Here is a 20353-nt window from a genome sequence, read left to right as displayed (position 1 = left end):
GAATGCGCGGACCGTTGAACGGATCGACCGGCATCGCGCAGGCGCGACGTCACCCCCTCGCGTTGCCGACGCCGCGGCCGGCTTCCTATGCGCATGGGCGCGCTAGGAATGCCGACGCCTTCATCGAACAGATCGCGGCCGGGCTGATGCTGCTGGCCGTGATGGCAACGTTCACGGCTTCGTCGTCCGTACTGACCAACTTCAAAATCCATTACATGACGGCGGGCGGAAACTTTTACGAAAAGCTGCACCCGGCGACCTATTTCACGTTGCTTGCATTCTCTCTCCTGCTGATCCGCAGCCGCGGCCCGGTCGGCGAGATCAACCGGATGCTTTCCGAATCGAAGCTGCTGCTGGCCTATCTGCTCTGCTGGCTGTTTCTCCTGATACAGGTGATCGTGCTCGAACGCCCGTTCACGGTCATCATCGACACGTTTCTGCTGCCGATCCTGATCGCGATGGTGATGTGGCAGTTGTCGCCATCGCAAAAACGCCCGCTGGCATGGGCCATCCATTTCACGATCCTGCTGAACGTCGTGCTCGGATACTATGAGTATTTCTCCGGCCACCGGCTGATCCCGTTGACGCTCGGCGACGTCGTGGTGATGGGCGAATGGCGTTCCGCGGCGCTGCTGGGCCATCCGCTCACGGCATCCGGCATCGTCGGTGCTTACGTGCTGGCGCTGGTGCTTCGTCCGGCGATTTGTCCGCCGCTCTTGGTGCGGCTGCCGCTGATCGCATTCAGCCTGGGATCGCTGATGGCCTTTGGCGGCCGAACGTCGCTGGTCACGGTGCTGGCGATGATCGGGCTGGTCGGGCTATTCGAGGCGGTTCGCCTGATGCGGGGAAGGCGAATGCCGCTTCCCGCGGCAATTCTCGCCATCTGCGTGCTGTTTGCGGCAGGCGCCATCATATTCGCCGCGCTCGACCTCGGCATTTTCGACAAGATGCTGCTGCGCTTCTCGTCTGACAAGGGCAGCACGCTGGCGCGCTTCGCCACCTTCAGCCTGCTCTCGCATTTCGATTGGCATGAACTGATCCTCGGCCCGAACCCGGTTCGGGTGAATGCGCTGCAATCGCAGCTCGGCCTCAACTACGGCATCGAAAACTTCTGGATTGCCTCCGTCGTCCAGTTCGGCCTCGTCCACACCGTCCTGCTGACGATCGGACTGGTGTGCTTTTTCGTCGAATTGCTGCGCCGCTCAAATCGGGCGGTGTGGGCCATCATGGTGCTGATCGTCGTCATCGCCGCCAGTTCGGTGAGCTTCTCCTCGAAGAACATTCAGCTCGCGCAGTTCGTGATCCTCATCTCGGTCTTGCTGCCGCGCGAGCCGCGGCGCGTCGCCGCGCCCGCACCAGTCCGCCCGCCTGTCAGCTACCGGTCCGTTCCGGCATAACTCGGGAATCTCCTTCGTATGACTATCTATGTCGACAACACCCATCTCGGACGTCACGTCACCGGTCTCGAACGCATCACGCTGGAGCTGTTCTCCGAAGCCGCGCTCGCGCCGCTCGATGTCGTGCCGGTGAAGGCGCGGGGTCTTCGCCAGATGCTGACGACGCAGACCCTGGGTTTGCCGATGCGGCTTGCGGCTTCGTCCTCGATCCTGCTGTGTCCCGGCTTTCCACCAAGCCCGCTGCTGCGGCCGTTCGCATCGCGGGTGCTGCCCTATATCCACGATGATTTTCTGATCACGCGGCGCGCCGAGCTCAATATGCGGGCGCGACTGTACATGGCCGGACCCTTCAAGCTCGCCTTGCGCCACTACCCGCGCTTTCTTGCAAACTCCGGCGATACAAAGCGCAAACTTGCCGCGCATTGCCGGCACGACGCGGAAGTGACGCTCTATCGGCCTTCGGTCCGCAACGTGTTTGGCCTCGACCCCGGACAACGCGGCGAACGCAGCGCGCAGCCGCGACCGCTTCGGCTGATCGCGCTGGGCACGGTGGAGCCGCGCAAGAATTTCAGGGCGGCGGCAAAAATCCTCGACGCGTTGCGCATGCAGGGATTTCCGGAAGCGACGTTGGACATCCTCGGCAGGCCGGGGTGGGGCGACGACTGGCAAGCGCTTGAGAGCCAACCCGGCGTTACGCTGCACGGATATCAGTCCGCCGACCGGGTCAATGAATTGCTTGACGCCGCGGACCTGTTCATCTGCACCTCGCATGACGAAGGCCTGGGATTGCCGCTGCTGGAAGCGCAATACGCCGGCCTGCCGATCATCGCACCCGATGCCGCCATTTTCCGCGAGGTGCTGGGCGAATCCGGCATCCACGTCGACACCGCCGATCCGGCTTCCGCGGCCGCGCGGATCGCGGCTGCTCTATCGAACGAGGATTGGCGCACCCGGTATGTGGCGCTGGCGGTTCGGAATCTGGCGCGCTGGAACGAGCTGGCGCGCGGCGACCGCGACACGGTCATCAGCCTGATCGTCCGTCTTGCCAACTGACACTGGCGTTCCAGGAATTTCGGGTCCGGAGTACCGCAGCCTTGCATGACATCAGCACCACAAGGCATCAGGATGGGTTGCGGATCATTGCGGCCGGCGCCGTGGTGATCCTGCACTATTCCGATTACTTCAAGGACGTGGCGATCGGCCGTTTCATGGTCGCGCACACCTGGCATTTCAATCTGTTCGTCGACCTGTTCTTTGTGGTCTCCGGCTTTGTCATTGTCCGGCAATATGTCGGCCGCGTCGATGATGCCGCATCGATCGGCCGCTTCCTCTGGCGTCGCTTCGCCCGCATCTATCCGCTGCATCTCGCCACGCTTGCCTTCTATATAGCGCTTGCCGGCGCGCTTCATTTCGGCGCCGCCAGGACCGACAACCCCGCCCGCTATCCGCTTTCCGACCTGCCCGCACAATTCCTGCTGCTTCACGCCTTCGTCGGCGAGCGCCTGACATTCAACTTCCCGAGCTGGTCGCTGTCGGCGGAGATGTTCTGCTATCTTCTGTTTCCGCTCGTCGCGTTGATCGCGCAGCGCCGCAAGGAAGCGGTCATTGCGCTCGTGGCCCTCACCGCGCTCGCCAACTCGCTTTGGGTATGGGCAGCAGGAACGACGCCGTGGGCCGACTGGATCAACCAGGGCGGCGCCTTCAGGGCGCTGCCCGCGTTCAACCTCGGCATGGCTTGCTACCTGTTCCGCGACCGGATCGCGCGCTGGCCTGTGATTCCCGGTGCGCTGGCCGCATCGCTCGTGGCGTTTATCGTGCTCGGCTCGTGGCTGCCGACAATGACTGCCCTGGTGGCGATCTACGTCATCGCGATGCTTGCCGTTCAAGCAGACTGCGCGGGGCGTGAAACGCTGCTGTCGCGGTTCCGTTTCGATCGCTGGTCGCCACTGACCTACTCCTGTTACATGCTGCATATCCCGGTTGCGACCGTCATCATTACCTTCGGATCACGGCTGCTTTCGCTGTCGCCGAATGAGCGGCTGTTCCTGGCGCCGGTGGCGATAACAGTCCTTGCCTTCGCGAGCGTCGTCTCACTGCGCACGTTCGAAACGCCGCTGCGGCGATATCTGACCGAGGCCTACGACCGCCGCGCTATCCGGCCCGTCCCGTCTCCCGCCATCTCGCGGCAGGAGAGCACATGATGACGGTCGTCGAGCGCATAGCGGCAGATCCGCCATCCCTAAGCGTCGCGCATGTGACGACCCGAAGCCGCGATGGCGTCATCGACGCGATGCGCGGCATCGCCATCCTGATGGTGATCGGAATCCATTCGCTTCCGCAGCCGCTCGATGCTGTCTGGGAAAAATCCTTCGACGCGGCGCTGCGGCCCTGCGTGCCAATCTTCCTGTTCGTATCAGGATATCTGACGGCGCTTTCCGGCCGCGTGCCGCTGGCGAAGCGGTTAAGGGCCGCTTTGATCCCTTACGCGATCGCGTTCGCCGCCGCCTATGCCTACATGGCGCTGCACAATCCGGCGATGGACCATCGCATCGGCACAACGCTCGCCCGGTTCGGGTTGGGATACGTGTTCGTCTACTATTACGTCTTCGTCTATGTCTGGTGCATGCTCGGCCTGTGGCTTGTCTTTGCGGTTGGCGGTGCCGGTAAACCGGGTGCAGAAAAGCGGATCGCTCTTCTCCTTGCTCTCTCGATCGGCTGCGGTCTGCTTGCCGGCAGTTATCTCGACCCGGCCATATCAAGGCTCGGCGCCTCGGATGCATTGCTCGACGAAATCCGGATGCGCGACATTCCGTTCTGGTTCTCGTTTGTCGCGCTCGGCGCGCTGATCGCGACGTTCGCGGACCTACGCGACCAGGGCACGCGCCGCGCGCTGCTTGGCGCCATGCTGGCGGCCTACATGCTCTATGCCGCCGTGCGTATTCTCGGCCTTGGCGACGCCGCCACCTACGATTCGTCGGCGTTCTTTTTCTACGCCGCCCTGTTCTGCATTTCACTATTCGCCATTCAGCCGGGTTCGCCGCTGCTTGGCTGGATCGGGTCGGGCAGCTACTTCATCTATCTCTGGCACATCTTTATCGTCATGGCGCTGCGCGATCACACCTCGCTGCACCAGCTTGGCGGCATCGCCGGCTTTGCTGTTTGCTGCGGCTTGACCGTCCTCCTCTCTACCGCCGCGTTGCTGGCGGTCCGGCAACTCGCCTCCCCCCGACTCTGCCGCTGGCTGGGGGCCTGAGCGATGCTCCTGAAACACACCCTGCTCTATCTTCCCGCGCAATTCGTCGGACCACTGTTCCAGCTTCTGGCGATGATCGTATGGACGCACGTCGTCGACGAGCACACGCTCGGCGTCATCACGTTGATCACGGCCACGCACGAATTGCTGCAGATCGGCTTTCTCGCATGGTGGTCGCAATATGCGCTGCGCTTCCTCGGACGCTACCAGGACGCCAACGACGCGCCTCGCTTCTACCGCACCGAAAACGCCGTCCTGCTGGCATCCCTTGCGTTGCAAAGCGCGGCCGTCGTCGGAATTCTGCTTCTGGTCATCGCGCCCGGCGCCAGAACGGGCCTTCTTCTCGCCGCCGTCGCCTATGTGATGACCCGATCCCTCAACGTCTATATCGGCGAGCGCGCCCGCGCGCAGCAGCAGATCCGGGTCTATACGATCCAGCAAGTATTCGGGCCGTCGGTCGGATTCATCACCGGTCTGGTGTTGATCAGATGGTTCGGCCAATCGGCGGAGTGGCCGCTTGCGGGATACTCTGCGGCGCAACTGACCGCGGCGCTGATCGTGATACCCACACTCCGCCGTGGCTATCGCCTTTGGCCCATCGACCGGGAGATCGTCGTGCACGCGCTGCGCTACGGCATTCCGCTGATCGTCGGCGGCGCGCTCGGCTGGGTTGGCCTCAATGCGTCGCGATTCATCGTCAACGAAATGTCCGGCGTTGCCGCAGCCGGGCTGTTCGCGGTGGGTTACGGCCTCGGCCAACGCGCCGCGGCGGTCGCAGCCATGCTGGTGACAGCCGCTGCGTTCCCCCTTGCGGTAAAGAGCATGGAACAGGAGGGCAGCCAGGCCGGCATGCGCCAGCTTGCCGCCAACAGCGCGCTGCTGGTCGCGATCCTGGCGCCAAGCCTCGCCGGCATATTCATGCTGAGAACGGAGATCGTGCACCTTTTGATCGCAGCGCCGTTTCAAGCGGTGACGCTCGCCGTCCTGCCGCTTTCCACCCTCGCCGGCGCGATCCGCAACCTGCGCGCCCATTTCGGCGATCAGGTGTTTCTGCTGCAGAACCGCACACGCTGGATGATGGCCATTGCAGCGATCGACGCATCGACGACCGTGGTGCTGAGCGCCCTGTTCCTGCCGCGCTGGGGCCTCACCGGTGTTGCCGGCGCCACCGTGCTGGCGGCGCTGGCCGCGGCAAGCGTCAGTTTCTCGATCGGGTTTACCCGGTTTGGCCTGCGCCTTCCGGTCGGCCATCTCGTGCGCATCGCATTGGCCACGATTGCGATGGCGGCACTGCTGCGGATCTTCCCGGAAGCCCGCACCATTGCTGTGTTGGCAGCACATGTCGCGGCAGGCGCCGCCGTCTATTTCGGAACGCTCGCCCTGCTCTACGCGCCATCGCTGGTGCGGATGCTGCGCCCACGCCCCCAGCATTCGGGGGCATGAGCGATACGATTCGTGCCTACGATTTTCTGGTGTTCTCGAACGCCCGCGCCATCGCGAACCAGAGTGGCTTCTTCTGCATCGATGAATCGAACGGCAGCGGCCGGGGCAGCCGTTGCGCGAGGGGGTCCTTCTTCTTTGCCGCATCGGTATAGAACGAGTAGTTGTCGGCAAGTTCCCATGCGATGACCACCTTGACCGCCGGAACGCGCAGCGCGTTGTTCAGGTACTTCTCCGCCGTCTCGGCGATCATGGCATCGCGCGCGGCGATGTCGTCCGGAAACGTGTCGTCGCGCACGTCGAACTCGGTCAGATAGATATCGACGCCACGATCGGCGAGCGCGTGAAGGAATTCGGAGAAACGTCCGGGATCGTGCGGATACCGCGGCTGCAGGTGGCTTTGCAGTCCGACAGCATGCAGCGGCACGCCGGCATGTTTCAATTCATCGACCAGTTGCAACAGGCCGCGGCGAACCGCGAGGCCGACCTCATCGTCGCGCTCGCTCTGCGCTTCGTTGAGAACCAGTTTTGTCTTGCGGTCGACCATCGCCACGCGCTCGAAGGCGCGGCGCACATACCCCGTGCCGAACGTGTCGTACCATGGACCGAGCCTGTAACCACCGGGCGCCTTGTGCCCGGGCCAGAACGGTTCGTTAACGACATCCCAGGAATGCAGCTTGCCGACATAACGGGCAGCCACTTCCTCGACATAGGAATCGAAGAATTTTTCACGCTCGGCGCCGCTCATGTTCCTGATCCATTGCGGAACCCATTCGTTCCAGATCAGGCAATGGCCGCGCATCGGAATGTTGTTGCTTGCACAGAATTGCAGCAGTCGGTCCGCGCTCTCGAATCGCTTCGGCCCGGGTTGCGGCGCGATGGTTCCCATCTTCATCGCAATATCTGTCGTAACGATACGAGTGTGCGTCTGATAGAGCTCGCGATAGGCACGATCCTTGTCGATGACAGGACCTGCGGCTGCGCCGAACACGATTCCGTTGCGAGCTGCGATGGCGCCGAGACTTTGCGCGGGCTGCGCGGCGAATGCTCTCTGCTCGTAAGAAGCAACACTTGCTCCTGCGATGAGAGCGAACGCATTTCGCCTCGACCACTGCTGCATAGCTGATCTCCATCATGTGAATGAATCAACGCGACGTGTTGTCGTTCGCGCTGCGACATCGCCATCGTTGCGTCGCATTAGTTCGATTTCGTGACGAAGCCGATCGAGAATCTTTTCGGCTGATAGTTCCCGTCGCGAAGCACGGGCATGTTGATCGTCCAGCGTGAACGCGTCTCTCAATCAAATCATCGTCAGGAGGTCGACATGGCGGAACCGCCAATATCGTTGCAGCCCAGCCTCACGGTCGACGGCGTCACCATCAATGTTCCCTCGCTTCCGGAAGCGGTTTCGTCGATCGTGTCGGCCGCGCAACGTGGCGACAACTTCAGCGTCTGCACACTCAACCTCGATCACGTTGTTCAGTTGCAGCAACACGCGAACTTTCGCGCCGCCTATCGCCGCGCCCGGTTTGTCACAGCCGACGGGTTCCCGATCGTCATGCTGAGCCGTCTCATGGGAACGCGAATCGAACGCACGACCGGCGCCGATCTCGTCGAACCGGTCTGCGCGGAAGCGCGAAAGAAGGGCCTTTCGGTTTTTCTGTTGGGCGCGAACGATCTCACGCTGAAGGTGACGGCGCGGCGTTTGTCGGAACGATTCAGGGGATTGCAAATCGCAGGATGCCTTGCCCCGGGACCGGGGTTTGATCCCTATTCCAGCGAAGCCGATGCTGCGATCGAAACTATTCGCGACTCGGGCGCAAAGCTCTGTTTCGTTGCGCTGGGCGCGCCACGGCAGGAACTGTTCGCCGCGCGGTGCCTCGACGAGTTGAACGGAACCGGCGTGTTATGCATCGGGGCCGCGCTCGATTTCATCGCCGGCACGCAGAGCCGCGCGCCGTCCATCGCGCGCAGAACCGGCATGGAGTGGGCGTGGCGCATGCTGCGCGAGCCGCGGCGGCTCGGTCCCCGCTATGTCAAATGCATGAGCGTGGTTCCGCGTCTCGTTGCGCGAACCATTCCGCAAATTGTCCGGGCACGCATGAGGAAAGCCGCATGACTTCAACATTGACCCTGGCGCTGCGGGCGCGAAACACCAGCCGTATCAAGCCGCGCTATCAGATCTGCCTGATCCATCCGTTCGACCCGCGCGGCGAGAAGGTCGGCGGCCTCGAGACCTACATCCGCGACTTCATTACCTTCCATCCGACCGACACCGATATCCTCTTTATCGGCGTGGACTCGACGGGCGACCTGGAGCTGGGAAAGCTTCACAGGCTGATATTCCGCGGCCGCGGCTTCGACTTCCTGCCCATCCTGCATTATTCTGACCAGCAGGCGCGCGAAGCGGCCCGTAGCATCCGCACGTCGCTGACCGGGCAATTCTTCATGGCGCTGCTCCGCCACTTCGGCCCGATCGCAAGATTGATCCGCGCCAGGCGATGCTCGGTCGATCTGCGGCGCGTTGAATTTTCGTGGTTGCCGGCAGTCCTGCGACTTCCGTTCGTGCAGATGCTTCACGGCGAGGGCGCGCCGAAATTGCAGATGGATTCGCTGCTGCGGAAATACGCCTTCGTCCACAACACCGGCGAGCGGTTCGCCGTCGCCATGAGCGAAAAATTCCTTTGCGTCAATCCGTTCATCACCGAGCGGCTGCAGCAGACCTATCCGCGCCGCAAGGACAAGATCGACACGCTCTGGACATGGGTCAATACGGATATCTTCAAGCCGCAACTCTGGCCGTTGAACTCTTCGCCATTCCAGATCGTGTTCGCGGGCCGGCTCGACGAGTTCAAGGACCCGCCGCTGATGTTTCGCACGATCGATCGCCTGCGGCAGCGATTGAACGGCGATCTTAGATTTCACTACATCGGCACCAGCGACCCCCACCGGTTCGAGGAATTCGCTGCCATTGACGACATCACCGTGCGTCATGGCTTCAAGGATGCCGCGGGCATGGCGGAGACGCTGGCCAGCGCCCATGCCGGCATCCTGACATCCGAGTTCGAAGGCATGCCGCGTTGCGTGCTCGAGACCCTGGCGGTGGGCCGTCCCGTCGTCGCCATGCACCTGCCGCAGCTCGAACCCGTGATCCGCCCTGGCGTCAGCGGCTATCTGGTGGCGCGGGACGGCAGTCGCGACGACATGGTGGATACGCTCGTCCAGCGGTTCATCGATATCAGGACTGCCATCAAGGCGGGCGTGATGAATCCGGTGCAGATCGCCGACAGCATCAGATCGTTCACCCCTGGCACCCAGCTCGCGCGGGTGTTCCGCTATCATCAGGAAATTCAGGATGCGCGCGGACTTGCCGCCGCGGCGCCTACCTATTGAGGGCGCCGGGTTGAACATCCTCCTGTTGACCAGCGAATTCGCTCCCGCGATGGGAGGCATTGGGACCTACGCCCGCGAAATCGCGGCAGCTGCCAGCCGGCTCGGCGCGAAGGTCACCGTGGTGGCGCCGGACTACGCGCGGCAGACGGACGAGGACGACCGGTCGCTGCCCTTCGAAGTCGTTCGGTTTCGTGGCGGTCTCCACTCCATGCGCGACATGCCGGCCAAGATCATGCTGGCGCGCCGCGGCGTCCGCGGCGATCGATACGATGTGGTCCATGCCGCCGATTGGCCGTTCTTCATTCCGCTCGCGCTTTCCAGATGGCTAACGCCCGCGCGGGTCTTGATGACGGTGCATGGCACCGAGATCAACGAAACGCAGACGCGGCTGAAACGCATGGCGATCCGCGGCGCCGGCGTGTTCGGGCCGCGGACGGAGGTCGTCGCCAACAGCCGCTTTACCGAGACGCTGTTCCGCGAGCGGTTTGCCGTCGACCCCGGCAGGATCAGCGCGATCAATCTCGGCGTATCGGAATTCTGGTTCGGCGCGCAACGGAAACGCCGCGAGGTACGCCTGGCCTATCGTCTGCCGGAAGATCGGCTGGTGATGATCACGGTCGCGCGGATCACGCGCCGCAAGGGGCATCATCTGACGCTCGCTGCACTGTCGCGGCTTCCGGACGAGCTGCGCCGTCGCATCACGTGGCTCGTGATCGGCCCGGACGGCGAAGCCGACTATGTCGGAGAGTTGCGACGGAATGCCGGTCAGGTGGCTTGCGACATTCGTTTCCTCGGCCCGCAGCCGAACGAGGCCATCCGAGATCTCTACGCCGCTTCGGACTTCTTCTGTCTCACCGGACTGCCCGACACGACCGGCCGGGTGGAGGGATTTGGACTGGTCTATCTCGAGGCCGGAGCCGCCGGCCTGCCCAGCGTCGCGAGCGAGGTCGGCGGGGTGCCTGACGCCGTACTCGCCGACGAGACTGGAATTCTCGTGCCACCGTCGGTGGAAAGCATATCGCAGGCGATCGCGGAGCTGGTCGCGGATCGGGGCCTGCGTGCCATTCTCGCGGCAGGCGCCTCCGCTCATGCCCGCGCTCTTTCATGGGAGCGCTGCGCGGCGACGACCTATGGCCTGGCCTATGCCGGCAAGCTGATTTCCGCGGACCGCAGCATCGGAATAACGGCATGAAGCTGCTGGTCGCGACTGCGGTGCTGCTGGCGTTCGCGACTGGTGCGGCGCGGGCGGATAGCGAGAACTGCCGCAAGAGCCGCGAATATCTCCTAGGAACACCCGGCGGCGATCTGGCCCTGACGCCGCAGGCCTACAACGACCTGTTCAAGGTCTGCATCGCGACATCATCCATGCCCAACGTGAAGGATGCGTACATGCTGAGGGATGGCGGCATCGCCGTGATCCCCAAGCAGGACAGCATCTCGGCAACCGCCGCCACGCTGGCGCAATTCTGCGACGCTCATCCGCACGGCGTGCTGCGCTTCATCACGGCTAAGGAAAAGCTTTCCATTCGCTCCGTAACCGACGTCGCACGGAGGTCGTCGACCGCGTCGACACCATGCAAGAAGATCAAGGGCATTTCGTAAGGCCCGCGCAGCGCGTCGAAACCTCACTTTTGCCGGTTGTAGTATTCCGGCATGGCGTGCGGATCCATCGCCTGCTCGGCCCGGCGGCCGAGAAAGAAGAAGCCGCTGGCCGCGTCGGCTGCGGCCCGGCCGCGCCCGAATGCATCGAGATATCTGATCCAGAAGAACGGCAGCACGATCAGGCGTGACAGCTTGTTGCCCGCGCCGAGCGCGCGCGAGAAATAGCGGATCGACCACGCCAGCGCCACGCCGGCGCCGCCGACCGGCCCGGCGCTGATCTCGGAAAATCGCTTGAACAGCCAGCGGTGACCGCTCTGCGTAAAACGCGAGAAATCATAGGCCCGCTCATGCACCTGCTGCATGAACGGCGTCTCCGCATAGACCAGGCCCTCCTGCCGCAGCACGCGATGCAGTTCGGCGACGACAGTTGCGGGTTCCAGTACATGTTCCAGCACCGCCTGCACCCAGACACCGTCGAACACGCCGTCTTCGAACGGCAGTCTGTGAGCGTCGGCCACCAGCACGGTATGCGGCGAGGCGTAGACGTCGGTGCCGACAAGCTCGATGGAATCGTCCTGGTAGAGTTCGTCTGCGCCCGAACCGATCGTGCCTCCACCGACCACGAGCACGACAGGCCGCCGCGACTCCTGCTTCAGCAAATTGATGAATTTCGTGCTGTTGGAGACCGCGACCGGGTTACCGCCGAAGGTAAAGCGATGCAGCCGCGACCCGATGGAACGGCGGCTGACGTCCCGCTGCAGCACCGAGCCGTTGTCGGCGTCGTACATTCGGCGCTCGAAAATGCTGGCTGCAAAATCGATCAGCACCGGTTGCGCGCCGATCGTGGGAAACCCGGCCCTGCTATAATCGCAGGCACGGTTCGAACAGGACGGTCGTGACCACGCGTTCCGCAGTGCCGACGAACAGCGAGGGCAGCGAAGACGCTTTTTCCAGTGCGTGGGTTCCGTATTCGCTACCGAGCGATCGACGGCAGAAAGCTGCAAAGAAGGGCCTCGTATGTCATTTCTTCTGCCCTGCCGCACCTCGATCGCAATGGATGCTATTTCGAATGCACTGACAGCGCAACAATGCGGACCGGGGAACAATTCCGATGGTCGCAATCTGGATGTCGCAGGAAGCCGCAGCCCGACGTTAGCGGAAGGACTTGCGGGGATGCAACGCACGAACCCGCCCCGTTGTTTCGAACAAATTTCCAGGATTTCCCGAAATGCCTACCAACCCGGCCTGCCTGGCGCCGCCGACCGGGCGACATCGACCTCAGCTGGCGTAACCCGGCATTCACGACGCAACAATTGTGGATTTGACAATTCCCGATCCTGAGCAAATCTTGATCTGTCGGCCCGGCTTGCCACCTGAGTGATCGAGGAGTTGTTTGGCGTGTCAGCCAGCGAACCATCGCAGCGAGCGGACGGATCCGGTTCGCTTCAGGTTTTTGTCCTCGACATCGACCGGAAGCCGACGCTCGCCTTTGAAGCAACCGGCCTTGCAGCCGCGCAGGAAATCTGTCGTGACGCCGACCTGTGGACCGATCTGGCCGCGCTCACATCGGACGGCGTCCCGGTCTGCGGGCCAAACTCAGCGCTCAGCCTGCGGATAGCAGCGCAAGAGGAGATCGCAGCGTTTCAGCATGCGGTCGAACGCGCTCCGGCATCAGACCAACCCACCATGACATTCCTGATCAAGATCGACGGCGTCATGGTGGTAACCGTCGGCCCCGAACGGGCTTGACACGCTACAAATTAGTGCCCTGCGACGGCTTGCCTGCACAACGGCGAGCCCTATTCGGCCGCCCCTGCGGCCAGGACACTTTGTGGCGGCCGATGCGAATAGGTGGAATGGAACGGTCTTGGCTCGCTGACCGCGTAACCTTGCGCGTAGTCGACGCCGATTTCACGCACCGCCTCGATGAGAGATGGGCTCCCGGCAAACTCCGCAACCGTTCTCATTTTCATGATTTTTCCGATCCGGTCGATCATCTCCACAATGGCGCGATCGACCGGGTTCGTGAGCATATCCTTCACGAAAGAACCGTCGATTTTCAGGTAGTCGACCGGCAGATTCTTCAGATAAGTGAACGAGGACATGCCGCTCCCAAAATCGTCCAATGCAAACCGGCAACCGGACTGCCGCAAAGCCAGAATGAAGCGCCGTGCGCTTTCCAGATTGGCAATCGCGCTCGTCTCCGTTATCTCAAAGCAGATCATTGCACCCGGGATCTTGTGGATATCCAGTTGCGCCCTCACGAACCCGACAAAGGCGTCGTCGCTGAACGTCTGGCCGCAGAGGTTGATGCAGCATCGCGCAATCGGAATGGCGTGAGGCTTGGCCAGCTGAGCCGCCAACTCCTTGAAGGCGCGGCGCACGACCCAACGATCAATTAGCGGCATCAGTCCATATCGCTCGGCGGGCGGAATGAATTCCGCCGGCGGGATGATTTTTCCGGAAGCTTCCTTCAGCCGAACCAATAGTTCGAAGTGGCGACCGGCTGGGTTATTTTCCTGCAGCGGCAGGATTTCTTGCGCATAGAGGCAGAAGCGCTGATTTTCGAGAGCCTCCTGAATGCGATGCACCCATCTCATCTCGTCCACGCGCTGTTGAAGCTCGGCATCGTCGGCGTGATAGACCTGGACACGATTTCGGCCCTTTTCCTTCGCACCGTAGCAAGCGATATCCGCTTGACGCAGCGCTTGCTCGACGGAGACGCCGGCTTCGGAGATGCAGGCGGTGCCGATGCTGGCGGTTACGGCAAAAGACCGCTCACCCCAGCGGAAACCAAACTCCTCTACGGCAGCTCTTAAACGCTCCGCGATTCCCGCGGCATGTTGGGCCTGGCAACATGGCAGCAGGAGGCCAAATTCGTCGCCACCCAGTCGGGCAAGCACATCGCCGGGACGAATCTCCCGACTGAGAACGCTTGATATCTCTCGTAGCAGCCGGTCGCCGGCGAGGTGACCGCAGGTGTCGTTGACGATCTTGAACTGGTCAAGATCCAGAAAGATGAGCACGTGAGGTGCATCGTCGACCTCAAAACAGCGGAGTGCCTCCTCAAGCCTCGCTTCAAACTCTCGCCTGTTCGCAAGCTCGGTCAGAGGGTCATGCGCGGCTTGCCAGGCAAGCCGCCGCTTCTCGTCGTGTAATGCCGCTTCAAACGACTCACGTTGAAGTACCAACCGACGCGTATGCCATACGATAAGCAATACCAGACCGGTCGCGGTGGTCAGATTGACGATGGTCAGGAGGTTCTTGACAGCTCTGGCTCCCTCGCCAAGAACCTCCGAGAACGTATTGGCGCGCTCGGTGAGTTGACCGTTCAATTCGTAAAGTCGCGACGAGAGGAATTGAATGCGCGCCTTGTCCGCCGGGAGATCTCGCTCCATCTCGAACTTTATCGCCTCTCCGAATATTGCCAGCTCCAGCAGCATCCCGTCGGTCGCCGCCCATTGCTGTATGGCGACGTCCAGATACTTGATCTGCCTGAAATGGCGAAACAGCCATATCATGCCCGGGATGTCGTCGGGATGATTCTTTCCCTGAAGAAACCCGGCCTCTGCAATTTCGACGGCAGGTTGATCTTGCTCCAACGCCAGACGCGCAGCTTGATCCCCAAGCGGAACAGCGAGGGCAGCCTGGTATTGCTCGAAGAACAGCTGCTTGCCCGAATGCAAATATAGATTCAGGAAATAGACGGCGTTCTTTTGAGCCCTGGACCAATGTGCCTCTCCCGCAACATATCCCCTGACCGCCGAAAGAACATCAAGACTAAGTCCAGCAACAAACGCTTGAAGCAAAACGACCGCTATGAACGGAGAAACGAGCCTTAACAATCGATAATGAGAGTACTGTTTTAACCAACGCATCTGACATACCCAATCAAGCGTGCTATGCCGACCTCGCGCTATCAAGCCAAGGCGGCTGCCGCACGCTGCATATTGATGGACATGTCGTTCGTCACAGTGCTCTGTTCGTCGACGGCAGCCGCAGTACTCGTGACGTATTCGCTGACATGGCTGATCGCCGATCTGATTGCACCGAGCGCACCCACTACATCCGCAGACACGCCGTTGAGCGCCTCGATCTCCGATGTAATCCTGTCGGTTGCTTGCTTCGCCTGGTTGGCCAGGCTCTTCACCTCGGACGCCACGACCGCAAATCCTCTGCCGGCCTCTCCCGCCCTGGCCGATTCGATCGTCGCGTTGAGGGCGAGCAGATTGATCTGACTCGTGATGTTGCCGATCAGCTCGATGATTCCGCTCATGGAATCCGCTGCAGCGCTGAGGCGGGTGGCCTGCGCGCCGGCGGACCCGACCTGGTCCACGGCGGCAACGACGACCTCCCGGGACTTGACCATCGTTTGCGAAATCTCGCGAATCGAAGCGCTCATCTCTTCGCTGCCAGCGGCGACCGATTCAATCAGCGCTCGGGCCTCTTCGGCTTTCATCCTGGCAACGGCTTTCGCCGTCACGTCGGTCGCGTATTTGACGACCTTGATCGGCTTCCCATTCGGATCAAGGATCGGGTTGTAAGATGCTTCTATCCAGATCTCGCGACCGCCTTTTGCGATCCGCTTGTACTCACCCGCCTGATATTCGCCGCGGTTGAGAGCTTGCCAGAACTGAACGTACTGCGGCGACGTGCGCTCTGCCACTTCGACGAACATGCCATGGTGCTTGCCTTCGATCTCCCCGAGCGCGTAGCCGACCGCACCCAGAAAATTGGGATTGGCCCATTTGATCGTTCCGTCCATCTGGAATTCGATCACGGCCTGTGATTTCTTGATCGCGTCGAGCTGGCCCTTGGTGTCGGCGGCAAGCAGCTTCCGTTCCGTGACATCAGAGGCAAACTTGACAACCTTGAATGGTCGCCCGGTGTCGTCCAGAATCGGGTTATAGGACGCGAGTATCCAGATCTCCTTGCCGTTCTTGCCAAGGCGCTTGAACTCTCCGGAAAGCAACTCTCCCCGGTTGAGCTTCGCCCACGAGTCCTGATAGGCCGCGCTGCTGCGGACCTCGGCTTCAACGAACATGCTGTGATGCCTGCCTTTGATCTCCTCCAGCGCGTATCCCATTGTCTTCAGAAAATTTTCGTTCGCAGTGATGATCGCGCCATCCAGGTTGAATTCAATGACTGCCTGGGCCCGGTCGATCGCAGCGATCTTGCCTGCATCCTCCAGGGCCATCCTTTTCTGCGATGTAATGTCGGTCGCAAATTTGATCACCTTGCTGGGTTTTCCGGCGCGGTCCAGCACAGGGTTGTAGGAGGCTTGAATCCAGATCGGACTACCGCCTTTTCGGATGCGCTCGTATTGAGCGGCTTGAAACTCGCCTCGGTTCAACGCCGCCCAGAACTCCCGGTATGGGGCGAGATCGCGCTCACCCGGCGGCAGGAACAGGCTGTGATGCTTGCCCTGAATTTCATCCAGCGAGTAGCCAAGCGCATTCAGAAAATTGTCGTTGGCGGTTATGATCGTGCCATCCAGATTGAACTCGATGACCGCCTGCGATCTGCGGATCGCCTGCGATTGAGCCATTGCATTTTCAAAAAGATTTTTGCCATTGCGTCCAAACATGAAATTTTCCCCGCTCAAAATGATATGAAGTCACCAGAACGTCGTCGGTCGCCTCTCGCGAAAATTCGAGGAAATTTCAGTGCCGACTTGCACACGATTAGATCGCGTCAAACTCTGTAAAGAATTAAGCGCATTTGCCTGAAATCTTCATGCAATCGAACGCCGATCCGCAAAATCTGCTGTTCGCACAGCGTTGCATTCGTCCGCGTCCACAAAATTTGCGCTTCAACCGGAGCGCATCTCATTCCCAGCGCAAATTTGCTGGAAGCCTCTATCGCCTGGAAATTTTGGGGGTGGCAGGAACGAACTCTATCGAAGCGTGACCGTGGGCTTCAGCCCTTTTGGAAACAGGAACGTAACGCCCTGCGTTTCGAGTTCGGCCCGCAGACGCCGGCATTCCTCGACACCGCACATGGACACGCCGTCAAGCTCTTCGAGCCTGCGGATTACGGCGATCGAGACGCCCGTCAACTCGCTCAGCTTCTGCACCGATATCCGGAGCAGGCCGCGCGCCGCCCGAAGTTGCGCTCCCGTCACAGGCCGACCCAGATCCTGCCATGCCCGGCCGGTTCGATCGTCGTCTATGTCAAAGCTCAATGCGAGCCATTCGACGATCTTGCCTTCTGGCGAAGATATGGGTGCCGCTCTGGTTTGCCGCCAGCTCTCTGAGCCGTCAGGAAAGCAGACTCTTACTTCGGACTCGAACTCCTCGCCTCGCTGGGATGCCTCCCGCCAGCGCTTCAGAAGTCCGTCCCGGTCGTCAGGTTTCGCCCATTCCATCCAGCGTGTTCCAAGCATCTTCACATCTTTGCTGAACGACTGCCGGTAGATCACATTGGTTATTCTGCCGTCTGGCGTTGCCGTGGTCACGGTGGCCCCGGACAGTTTTGCAACCGCGTCCAGATATTTCGTTTTGGTATGCAGTAGGTCCCGCTGGCCCTGTTCAGCTGTTACGTCCACCATCAGGACGAGAAGCACGTCGGCATGACCGTCCTCGTTGAACAGAAATTCGCCGCAGGCGCGCAACCAGCGAATGCGTCGATCCCTGAGAATGACGCGGAACCTGTTATCGAACGATATACGCCGTTGCAGCGCAACATTGACCGCCTCCCGATCCTGCCGGTCAGCAGGGTGCATCCTTTGATGGAAGGCATCGCGCGAGGGCCGAACGCTGCGGTCGTGATCGAACAGATCATAGATGCCGTCGGACCAGATCATCTGCCTGTCGGAGAGATTGACCCGACAGAGGCCGATGCGCAGGCGCTGCTCCAGAAAGCCGAGATGATCGCTAAGCTTCTCAGTCACTTTGGTGAAGACCGTCCTGCTGCGCGCGCCCTGTCCCTGGATCGGGAGGGGAGGGGAGGGAAATAATTGATCCATTTAGGGAGCAGCCTCCGCAATATCTTGCTATATTACGCCAACAATTTGGGACTTTGTGCCAGAAGGCCTCGACGAACCGCCATCCGGGAGATTGGCAATACGAGGTATCCTCCCATGGGCGCGCCCAGCTTTTCGCCGCTATGTTCGATTCCGAGCACAAGTGGAGCAGCCGCGAGGCTTGCCTGCGCGAAGCTGCTAGCAGCCGGGATACCACTCGCTCCTCTGTTGTCGCGAGCGGGATTGAAGGCCGAGCAGATTGATGACCCGGTGGCTCGCATCGAGGTCAAGGCGCAGGTCCAACTTCTCGATATCGCCGCCGAACAACTCAAGGATGACCTTTTCGGATTCCGAATGGCAACGGATTTCGAACTTCGTAAAATCGGCCTTCCCTATTACATATTCTCGACCTCCAACACACTTGCCGACGCCCTGAGCGATGCCGAACGGTATACCCGGCTTGCCAACGACGGCATCCAGCTCCGCATCAGCCTGGACCGCGCAATTGCAATCGCTCTCGATTGCGTCGGCGTAGAATTGGGATCGAGCCCGCATCAAATGGAGTTTTGGCTGTTTGCGGTGGTCCGGATATGCCGACAACTCACCGAAACCCGATTGGCGCCGCTTCAACTGAAGGTCAGACATCGCCGAGGTGCACCGCCTCCCGAGTTTCGAACCTTCCTGGGATGCGATGTCGAGTTTGCGTCGGATGCAAACGAGATCATTTTTCCGAAATCCGTCAGCTCGCTTCCGATTTCAGGCGCCGATTGTTATCTTCACGAGCTGCTCGTGAGATACGCCGAGGACACGCTCGCCGATCAAGCACCGGCCAAGGCGAGTGTGCGCTCAAGGGCCGAGAAAGCGATTGCACCGCTGCTTCCCCACGGAAAAGCATCCGTCGCGACAATTGCCCGTGAACTTGGCATGAGCCGTCGTACACTTGCGCGCGCGCTTGCAGCCGAGGGGCTGACCTTCTCGGCACTGCTGGATCAATATCGAGTGAACCTTGCCAAGGCATACCTTACACATGGCGACCTGGCGATTTCACAGATTGCATGGCTTCTGGGATATCGGGAAGTGAGCGCGTTTACGCACGCTTTCAAGCGCTGGACAGGAATAACCCCGCGGCAATCGCGCGCCGGCGCGCATTCCGGCTAGCAAGCGCCATCCCGGATTAGTCGCCGGCGCCCCGATAGGCCCCTGCTCGAGGGAGCACGCCCGCTCGACGCGCGGCTTTTCGAGTGCCCCTAAGGATCTGCGCGCGGCTCCCATCGCCAACCCGGCATTGATCCGTACCGTGTCCATCGTGACCTTGAACGGCCAGTCCTTATCGCCTGCCGGCCGTGCGCTGACAGACGCAATTCGGAAATGTCTCAAACGGCAAACATAGATGGGAGTGATTCGAACCGGCAAACCAAACCATATCGTCGTGGTCGAACGGCAAGCGCCTCAAACCCAGCGCTTGCGGCGACGATATGACTTTATGTCGCGAAAGCTCTTGCGGCCCTCCGACGACATCCCGAGATAGAACTCCTTGACGTCCTTGTTATCAGCCAGGGCCTTGGCCGGCCCGTCCATCATGATGCGGCCGCTTTCCAGGATGTAGCCGTAGTCGGCGAATTTCAGGGCCACGTTGGTGTTCTGCTCGGCCAGCAGGATGCTGACGCCTTCCTTCTGGTTGAGGTCGCGAACGATTTCAAAAATCTCGGCCACGATCTGCGGCGCCAGGCCCATCGATGGCTCATCGAGCAACAGCATGTTCGGCTTCGCCATCATGGCGCGGCCGATGGCGATCATCTGCTGTTCGCCGCCCGACGTGTAGCCCGCCAGGCTGCTGCGCCGCACTTTCAGCCGCGGGAAATAAGCGTAGATCCGGTCAAGCTCCTCGCGCAGTTGCGACCTGCTGATGGAACGCGCGTAGGCGCCGGTGATCAGATTTTCCTCGGCTGTCAGATGCCCGAAGCAATGTCTTCCCTCCATCACCTGCACCAGGCCCATGCCGACCAGTTCGCCCGGCGTGAGCTGATCGGTCCGCTGCCCGCGGAATTCGATCGATCCCTTGGTCACGGCGCCTCGCTCCGAACCCAGCAATGTCGAGATCGATTTCAGCGTCGTGCTCTTGCCGGCGCCGTTGCCGCCAAGCAGCGCGACGATCTTGCCTTGCGGCACTTCAAGAGAAACGCCGCGAAGCACGAGGATCACATGATTGTAGATCACCTCGATATTCTTCACCGCCAGGACGGGCTGCACCGCAGCTTCGACCGCTGCGGTCCGTTCAACAGCCGATGCAACAGAAACAGTCAT

The 20353-nt window shown here is 61.1% G+C and carries 18 protein-coding genes; 12 read left to right on the top strand and 6 right to left on the bottom strand.

Annotated features, from left to right (window positions below; translation table 11 throughout):
- The first annotated feature begins 2 nt into the window (after positions 1-2).
- From KIP88_RS23940 to KIP88_RS23920, 5 genes are read left to right on the top strand one after another with little or no spacing between them, the layout of a single operon-like run.
- The gene (locus tag KIP88_RS23940; protein ID WP_249790978.1) at positions 3-1397 is read left to right on the top strand and encodes a VpsF family polysaccharide biosynthesis protein; all 1395 of its coding nucleotides are present in this window, start codon (positions 3-5) and stop codon (positions 1395-1397) included.
- A gap of 18 nt (positions 1398-1415) precedes the next feature.
- Positions 1416-2450 carry a glycosyltransferase gene (locus KIP88_RS23935; RefSeq protein WP_214490453.1) on the top strand — a complete coding sequence of 345 codons (1035 nt, stop codon included), beginning with the start codon at positions 1416-1418 and terminating at the stop codon, positions 2448-2450.
- A 41-nt stretch (positions 2451-2491) separates the two neighbouring features.
- Positions 2492-3598, top strand: a complete 1107-nt coding sequence (locus KIP88_RS23930; protein ID WP_214490452.1) for an acyltransferase — start codon at positions 2492-2494, stop codon at positions 3596-3598.
- The gene (locus tag KIP88_RS23925; protein ID WP_249790977.1) at positions 3595-4650 is read left to right on the top strand and encodes an acyltransferase; all 1056 of its coding nucleotides are present in this window, start codon (positions 3595-3597) and stop codon (positions 4648-4650) included. The genes KIP88_RS23930 and KIP88_RS23925 overlap by 4 nt, the downstream gene beginning before the upstream one ends.
- Before the next feature lie 3 nt (positions 4651-4653).
- A complete protein-coding gene (locus tag KIP88_RS23920; RefSeq protein WP_214490451.1) occupies positions 4654-6093 on the top strand; it encodes a lipopolysaccharide biosynthesis protein in 1440 nt (479 codons plus the stop codon).
- 16 nt (positions 6094-6109) lie between these two features.
- Here the strand turns inward: KIP88_RS23920 and KIP88_RS23915 are convergent, their stop codons facing one another.
- Entirely contained in the window at positions 6110-7210 is a 1101-nt protein-coding gene (locus KIP88_RS23915) for an endo-1,4-beta-xylanase (protein WP_214490450.1), read from the bottom strand.
- A gap of 204 nt (positions 7211-7414) precedes the next feature.
- Between KIP88_RS23915 and KIP88_RS23910 the strand changes: the two genes are divergently transcribed.
- From KIP88_RS23910 to KIP88_RS23895, 4 genes are read left to right on the top strand one after another with little or no spacing between them, the layout of a single operon-like run.
- Positions 7415-8209: a WecB/TagA/CpsF family glycosyltransferase gene (locus KIP88_RS23910; RefSeq protein WP_214490449.1), complete on the top strand. Its 795-nt coding sequence runs from the start codon at positions 7415-7417 to the stop codon at positions 8207-8209.
- Positions 8206-9483 (top strand): glycosyltransferase, encoded by a 1278-nt coding sequence (locus KIP88_RS23905; RefSeq protein ID WP_214490448.1) that lies wholly within the window; start codon positions 8206-8208, stop codon positions 9481-9483. Before KIP88_RS23910 ends, KIP88_RS23905 begins: the two co-directional genes overlap by 4 nt.
- Positions 9446-10675, top strand: coding sequence for a glycosyltransferase family 4 protein (locus tag KIP88_RS23900; RefSeq protein WP_249790976.1), 1230 nt, complete (start codon positions 9446-9448; stop codon positions 10673-10675). Before KIP88_RS23905 ends, KIP88_RS23900 begins: the two co-directional genes overlap by 38 nt.
- Positions 10672-11085 carry a hypothetical protein gene (locus tag KIP88_RS23895; RefSeq protein WP_214490447.1) on the top strand — a complete coding sequence of 138 codons (414 nt, stop codon included), beginning with the start codon at positions 10672-10674 and terminating at the stop codon, positions 11083-11085. Before KIP88_RS23900 ends, KIP88_RS23895 begins: the two co-directional genes overlap by 4 nt.
- 23 nt (positions 11086-11108) lie before the next feature.
- Here the strand turns inward: KIP88_RS23895 and KIP88_RS23890 are convergent, their stop codons facing one another.
- Positions 11109-11873 (bottom strand): class I SAM-dependent methyltransferase, encoded by a 765-nt coding sequence (locus tag KIP88_RS23890; protein ID WP_214490446.1) that lies wholly within the window; start codon positions 11871-11873, stop codon positions 11109-11111.
- A gap of 610 nt (positions 11874-12483) precedes the next feature.
- Here KIP88_RS23890 and KIP88_RS23885 point away from each other — a divergent pair.
- Complete coding sequence (locus KIP88_RS23885) at positions 12484-12834, top strand: hypothetical protein (RefSeq protein WP_214490445.1); 351 nt, start codon at positions 12484-12486, stop codon at positions 12832-12834.
- A gap of 50 nt (positions 12835-12884) precedes the next feature.
- Here KIP88_RS23885 and KIP88_RS23880 read toward each other — a convergent pair whose 3' ends face one another.
- Both KIP88_RS23880 and KIP88_RS23875 read right to left on the bottom strand, forming a co-directional pair.
- A complete protein-coding gene (locus KIP88_RS23880) occupies positions 12885-14963 on the bottom strand; it encodes a bifunctional diguanylate cyclase/phosphodiesterase (RefSeq protein WP_214490444.1) in 2079 nt (692 codons plus the stop codon).
- 41 nt (positions 14964-15004) lie between these two features.
- Positions 15005-16672, bottom strand: a complete 1668-nt coding sequence (locus tag KIP88_RS23875) for a PAS domain-containing methyl-accepting chemotaxis protein (protein ID WP_214490443.1) — start codon at positions 16670-16672, stop codon at positions 15005-15007.
- A 149-nt stretch (positions 16673-16821) separates the two neighbouring features.
- Between KIP88_RS23875 and KIP88_RS23870 the strand changes: the two genes are divergently transcribed.
- Entirely contained in the window at positions 16822-16995 is a 174-nt protein-coding gene (locus tag KIP88_RS23870; RefSeq protein ID WP_214490442.1) for a hypothetical protein, read from the top strand.
- Here KIP88_RS23870 and KIP88_RS23865 read toward each other — a convergent pair.
- Entirely contained in the window at positions 16982-17890 is a 909-nt protein-coding gene (locus KIP88_RS23865) for a PAS domain-containing protein (RefSeq protein WP_214490441.1), read from the bottom strand. The genes KIP88_RS23870 and KIP88_RS23865 overlap by 14 nt on opposite strands.
- Positions 17891-18166: 276 nt before the next feature.
- Here KIP88_RS23865 and KIP88_RS23860 point away from each other — a divergent pair, with 276 nt between their 5' ends.
- Positions 18167-19207, top strand: a complete 1041-nt coding sequence (locus tag KIP88_RS23860; protein ID WP_214490440.1) for an AraC family transcriptional regulator — start codon at positions 18167-18169, stop codon at positions 19205-19207.
- Between the two features lie 291 nt (positions 19208-19498).
- Here the strand turns inward: KIP88_RS23860 and KIP88_RS23855 are convergent, their stop codons facing one another.
- Positions 19499-20353 carry an ABC transporter ATP-binding protein gene (locus KIP88_RS23855; RefSeq protein ID WP_214490439.1) on the bottom strand — a complete coding sequence of 285 codons (855 nt, stop codon included), beginning with the start codon at positions 20351-20353 and terminating at the stop codon, positions 19499-19501.

This window comes from Bradyrhizobium sp. SRL28 (assembly GCF_018596315.1).
Classification (GTDB): Bacteria; Pseudomonadota; Alphaproteobacteria; order Rhizobiales; family Xanthobacteraceae; genus Bradyrhizobium.
The sequence above is the reverse complement of the archived record's forward strand: the minus strand, read 5'-3'. Positions and strand labels throughout refer to the sequence as shown.

Coding starts and splice junctions, on each gene's coding strand:
- KIP88_RS23940 (WP_249790978.1), top strand. CDS start 3: ATGCGCGGACCGTTGAACGGATCGACCGGCATCGCGCAGGCGCGACGT.
- KIP88_RS23935 (WP_214490453.1), top strand. CDS start 1,416: ATGACTATCTATGTCGACAACACCCATCTCGGACGTCACGTCACCGGT.
- KIP88_RS23925 (WP_249790977.1), top strand. CDS start 3,595: ATGATGACGGTCGTCGAGCGCATAGCGGCAGATCCGCCATCCCTAAGC.
- KIP88_RS23920 (WP_214490451.1), top strand. CDS start 4,654: ATGCTCCTGAAACACACCCTGCTCTATCTTCCCGCGCAATTCGTCGGA.
- KIP88_RS23915 (WP_214490450.1), bottom strand. CDS start 7,210: ATGCAGCAGTGGTCGAGGCGAAATGCGTTCGCTCTCATCGCAGGAGCA.
- KIP88_RS23910 (WP_214490449.1), top strand. CDS start 7,415: ATGGCGGAACCGCCAATATCGTTGCAGCCCAGCCTCACGGTCGACGGC.
- KIP88_RS23905 (WP_214490448.1), top strand. CDS start 8,206: ATGACTTCAACATTGACCCTGGCGCTGCGGGCGCGAAACACCAGCCGT.
- KIP88_RS23900 (WP_249790976.1), top strand. CDS start 9,446: ATGCGCGCGGACTTGCCGCCGCGGCGCCTACCTATTGAGGGCGCCGGG.
- KIP88_RS23895 (WP_214490447.1), top strand. CDS start 10,672: ATGAAGCTGCTGGTCGCGACTGCGGTGCTGCTGGCGTTCGCGACTGGT.
- KIP88_RS23890 (WP_214490446.1), bottom strand. CDS start 11,873: ATGTACGACGCCGACAACGGCTCGGTGCTGCAGCGGGACGTCAGCCGC.
- KIP88_RS23880 (WP_214490444.1), bottom strand. CDS start 14,963: ATGCGTTGGTTAAAACAGTACTCTCATTATCGATTGTTAAGGCTCGTT.
- KIP88_RS23875 (WP_214490443.1), bottom strand. CDS start 16,672: ATGTTTGGACGCAATGGCAAAAATCTTTTTGAAAATGCAATGGCTCAA.
- KIP88_RS23870 (WP_214490442.1), top strand. CDS start 16,822: ATGCAATCGAACGCCGATCCGCAAAATCTGCTGTTCGCACAGCGTTGC.
- KIP88_RS23865 (WP_214490441.1), bottom strand. CDS start 17,890: ATGATCTGGTCCGACGGCATCTATGATCTGTTCGATCACGACCGCAGC.
- KIP88_RS23860 (WP_214490440.1), top strand. CDS start 18,167: ATGGGCGCGCCCAGCTTTTCGCCGCTATGTTCGATTCCGAGCACAAGT.
- KIP88_RS23855 (WP_214490439.1), bottom strand. CDS start 20,353: ATGACTGTTTCTGTTGCATCGGCTGTTGAACGGACCGCAGCGGTCGAA.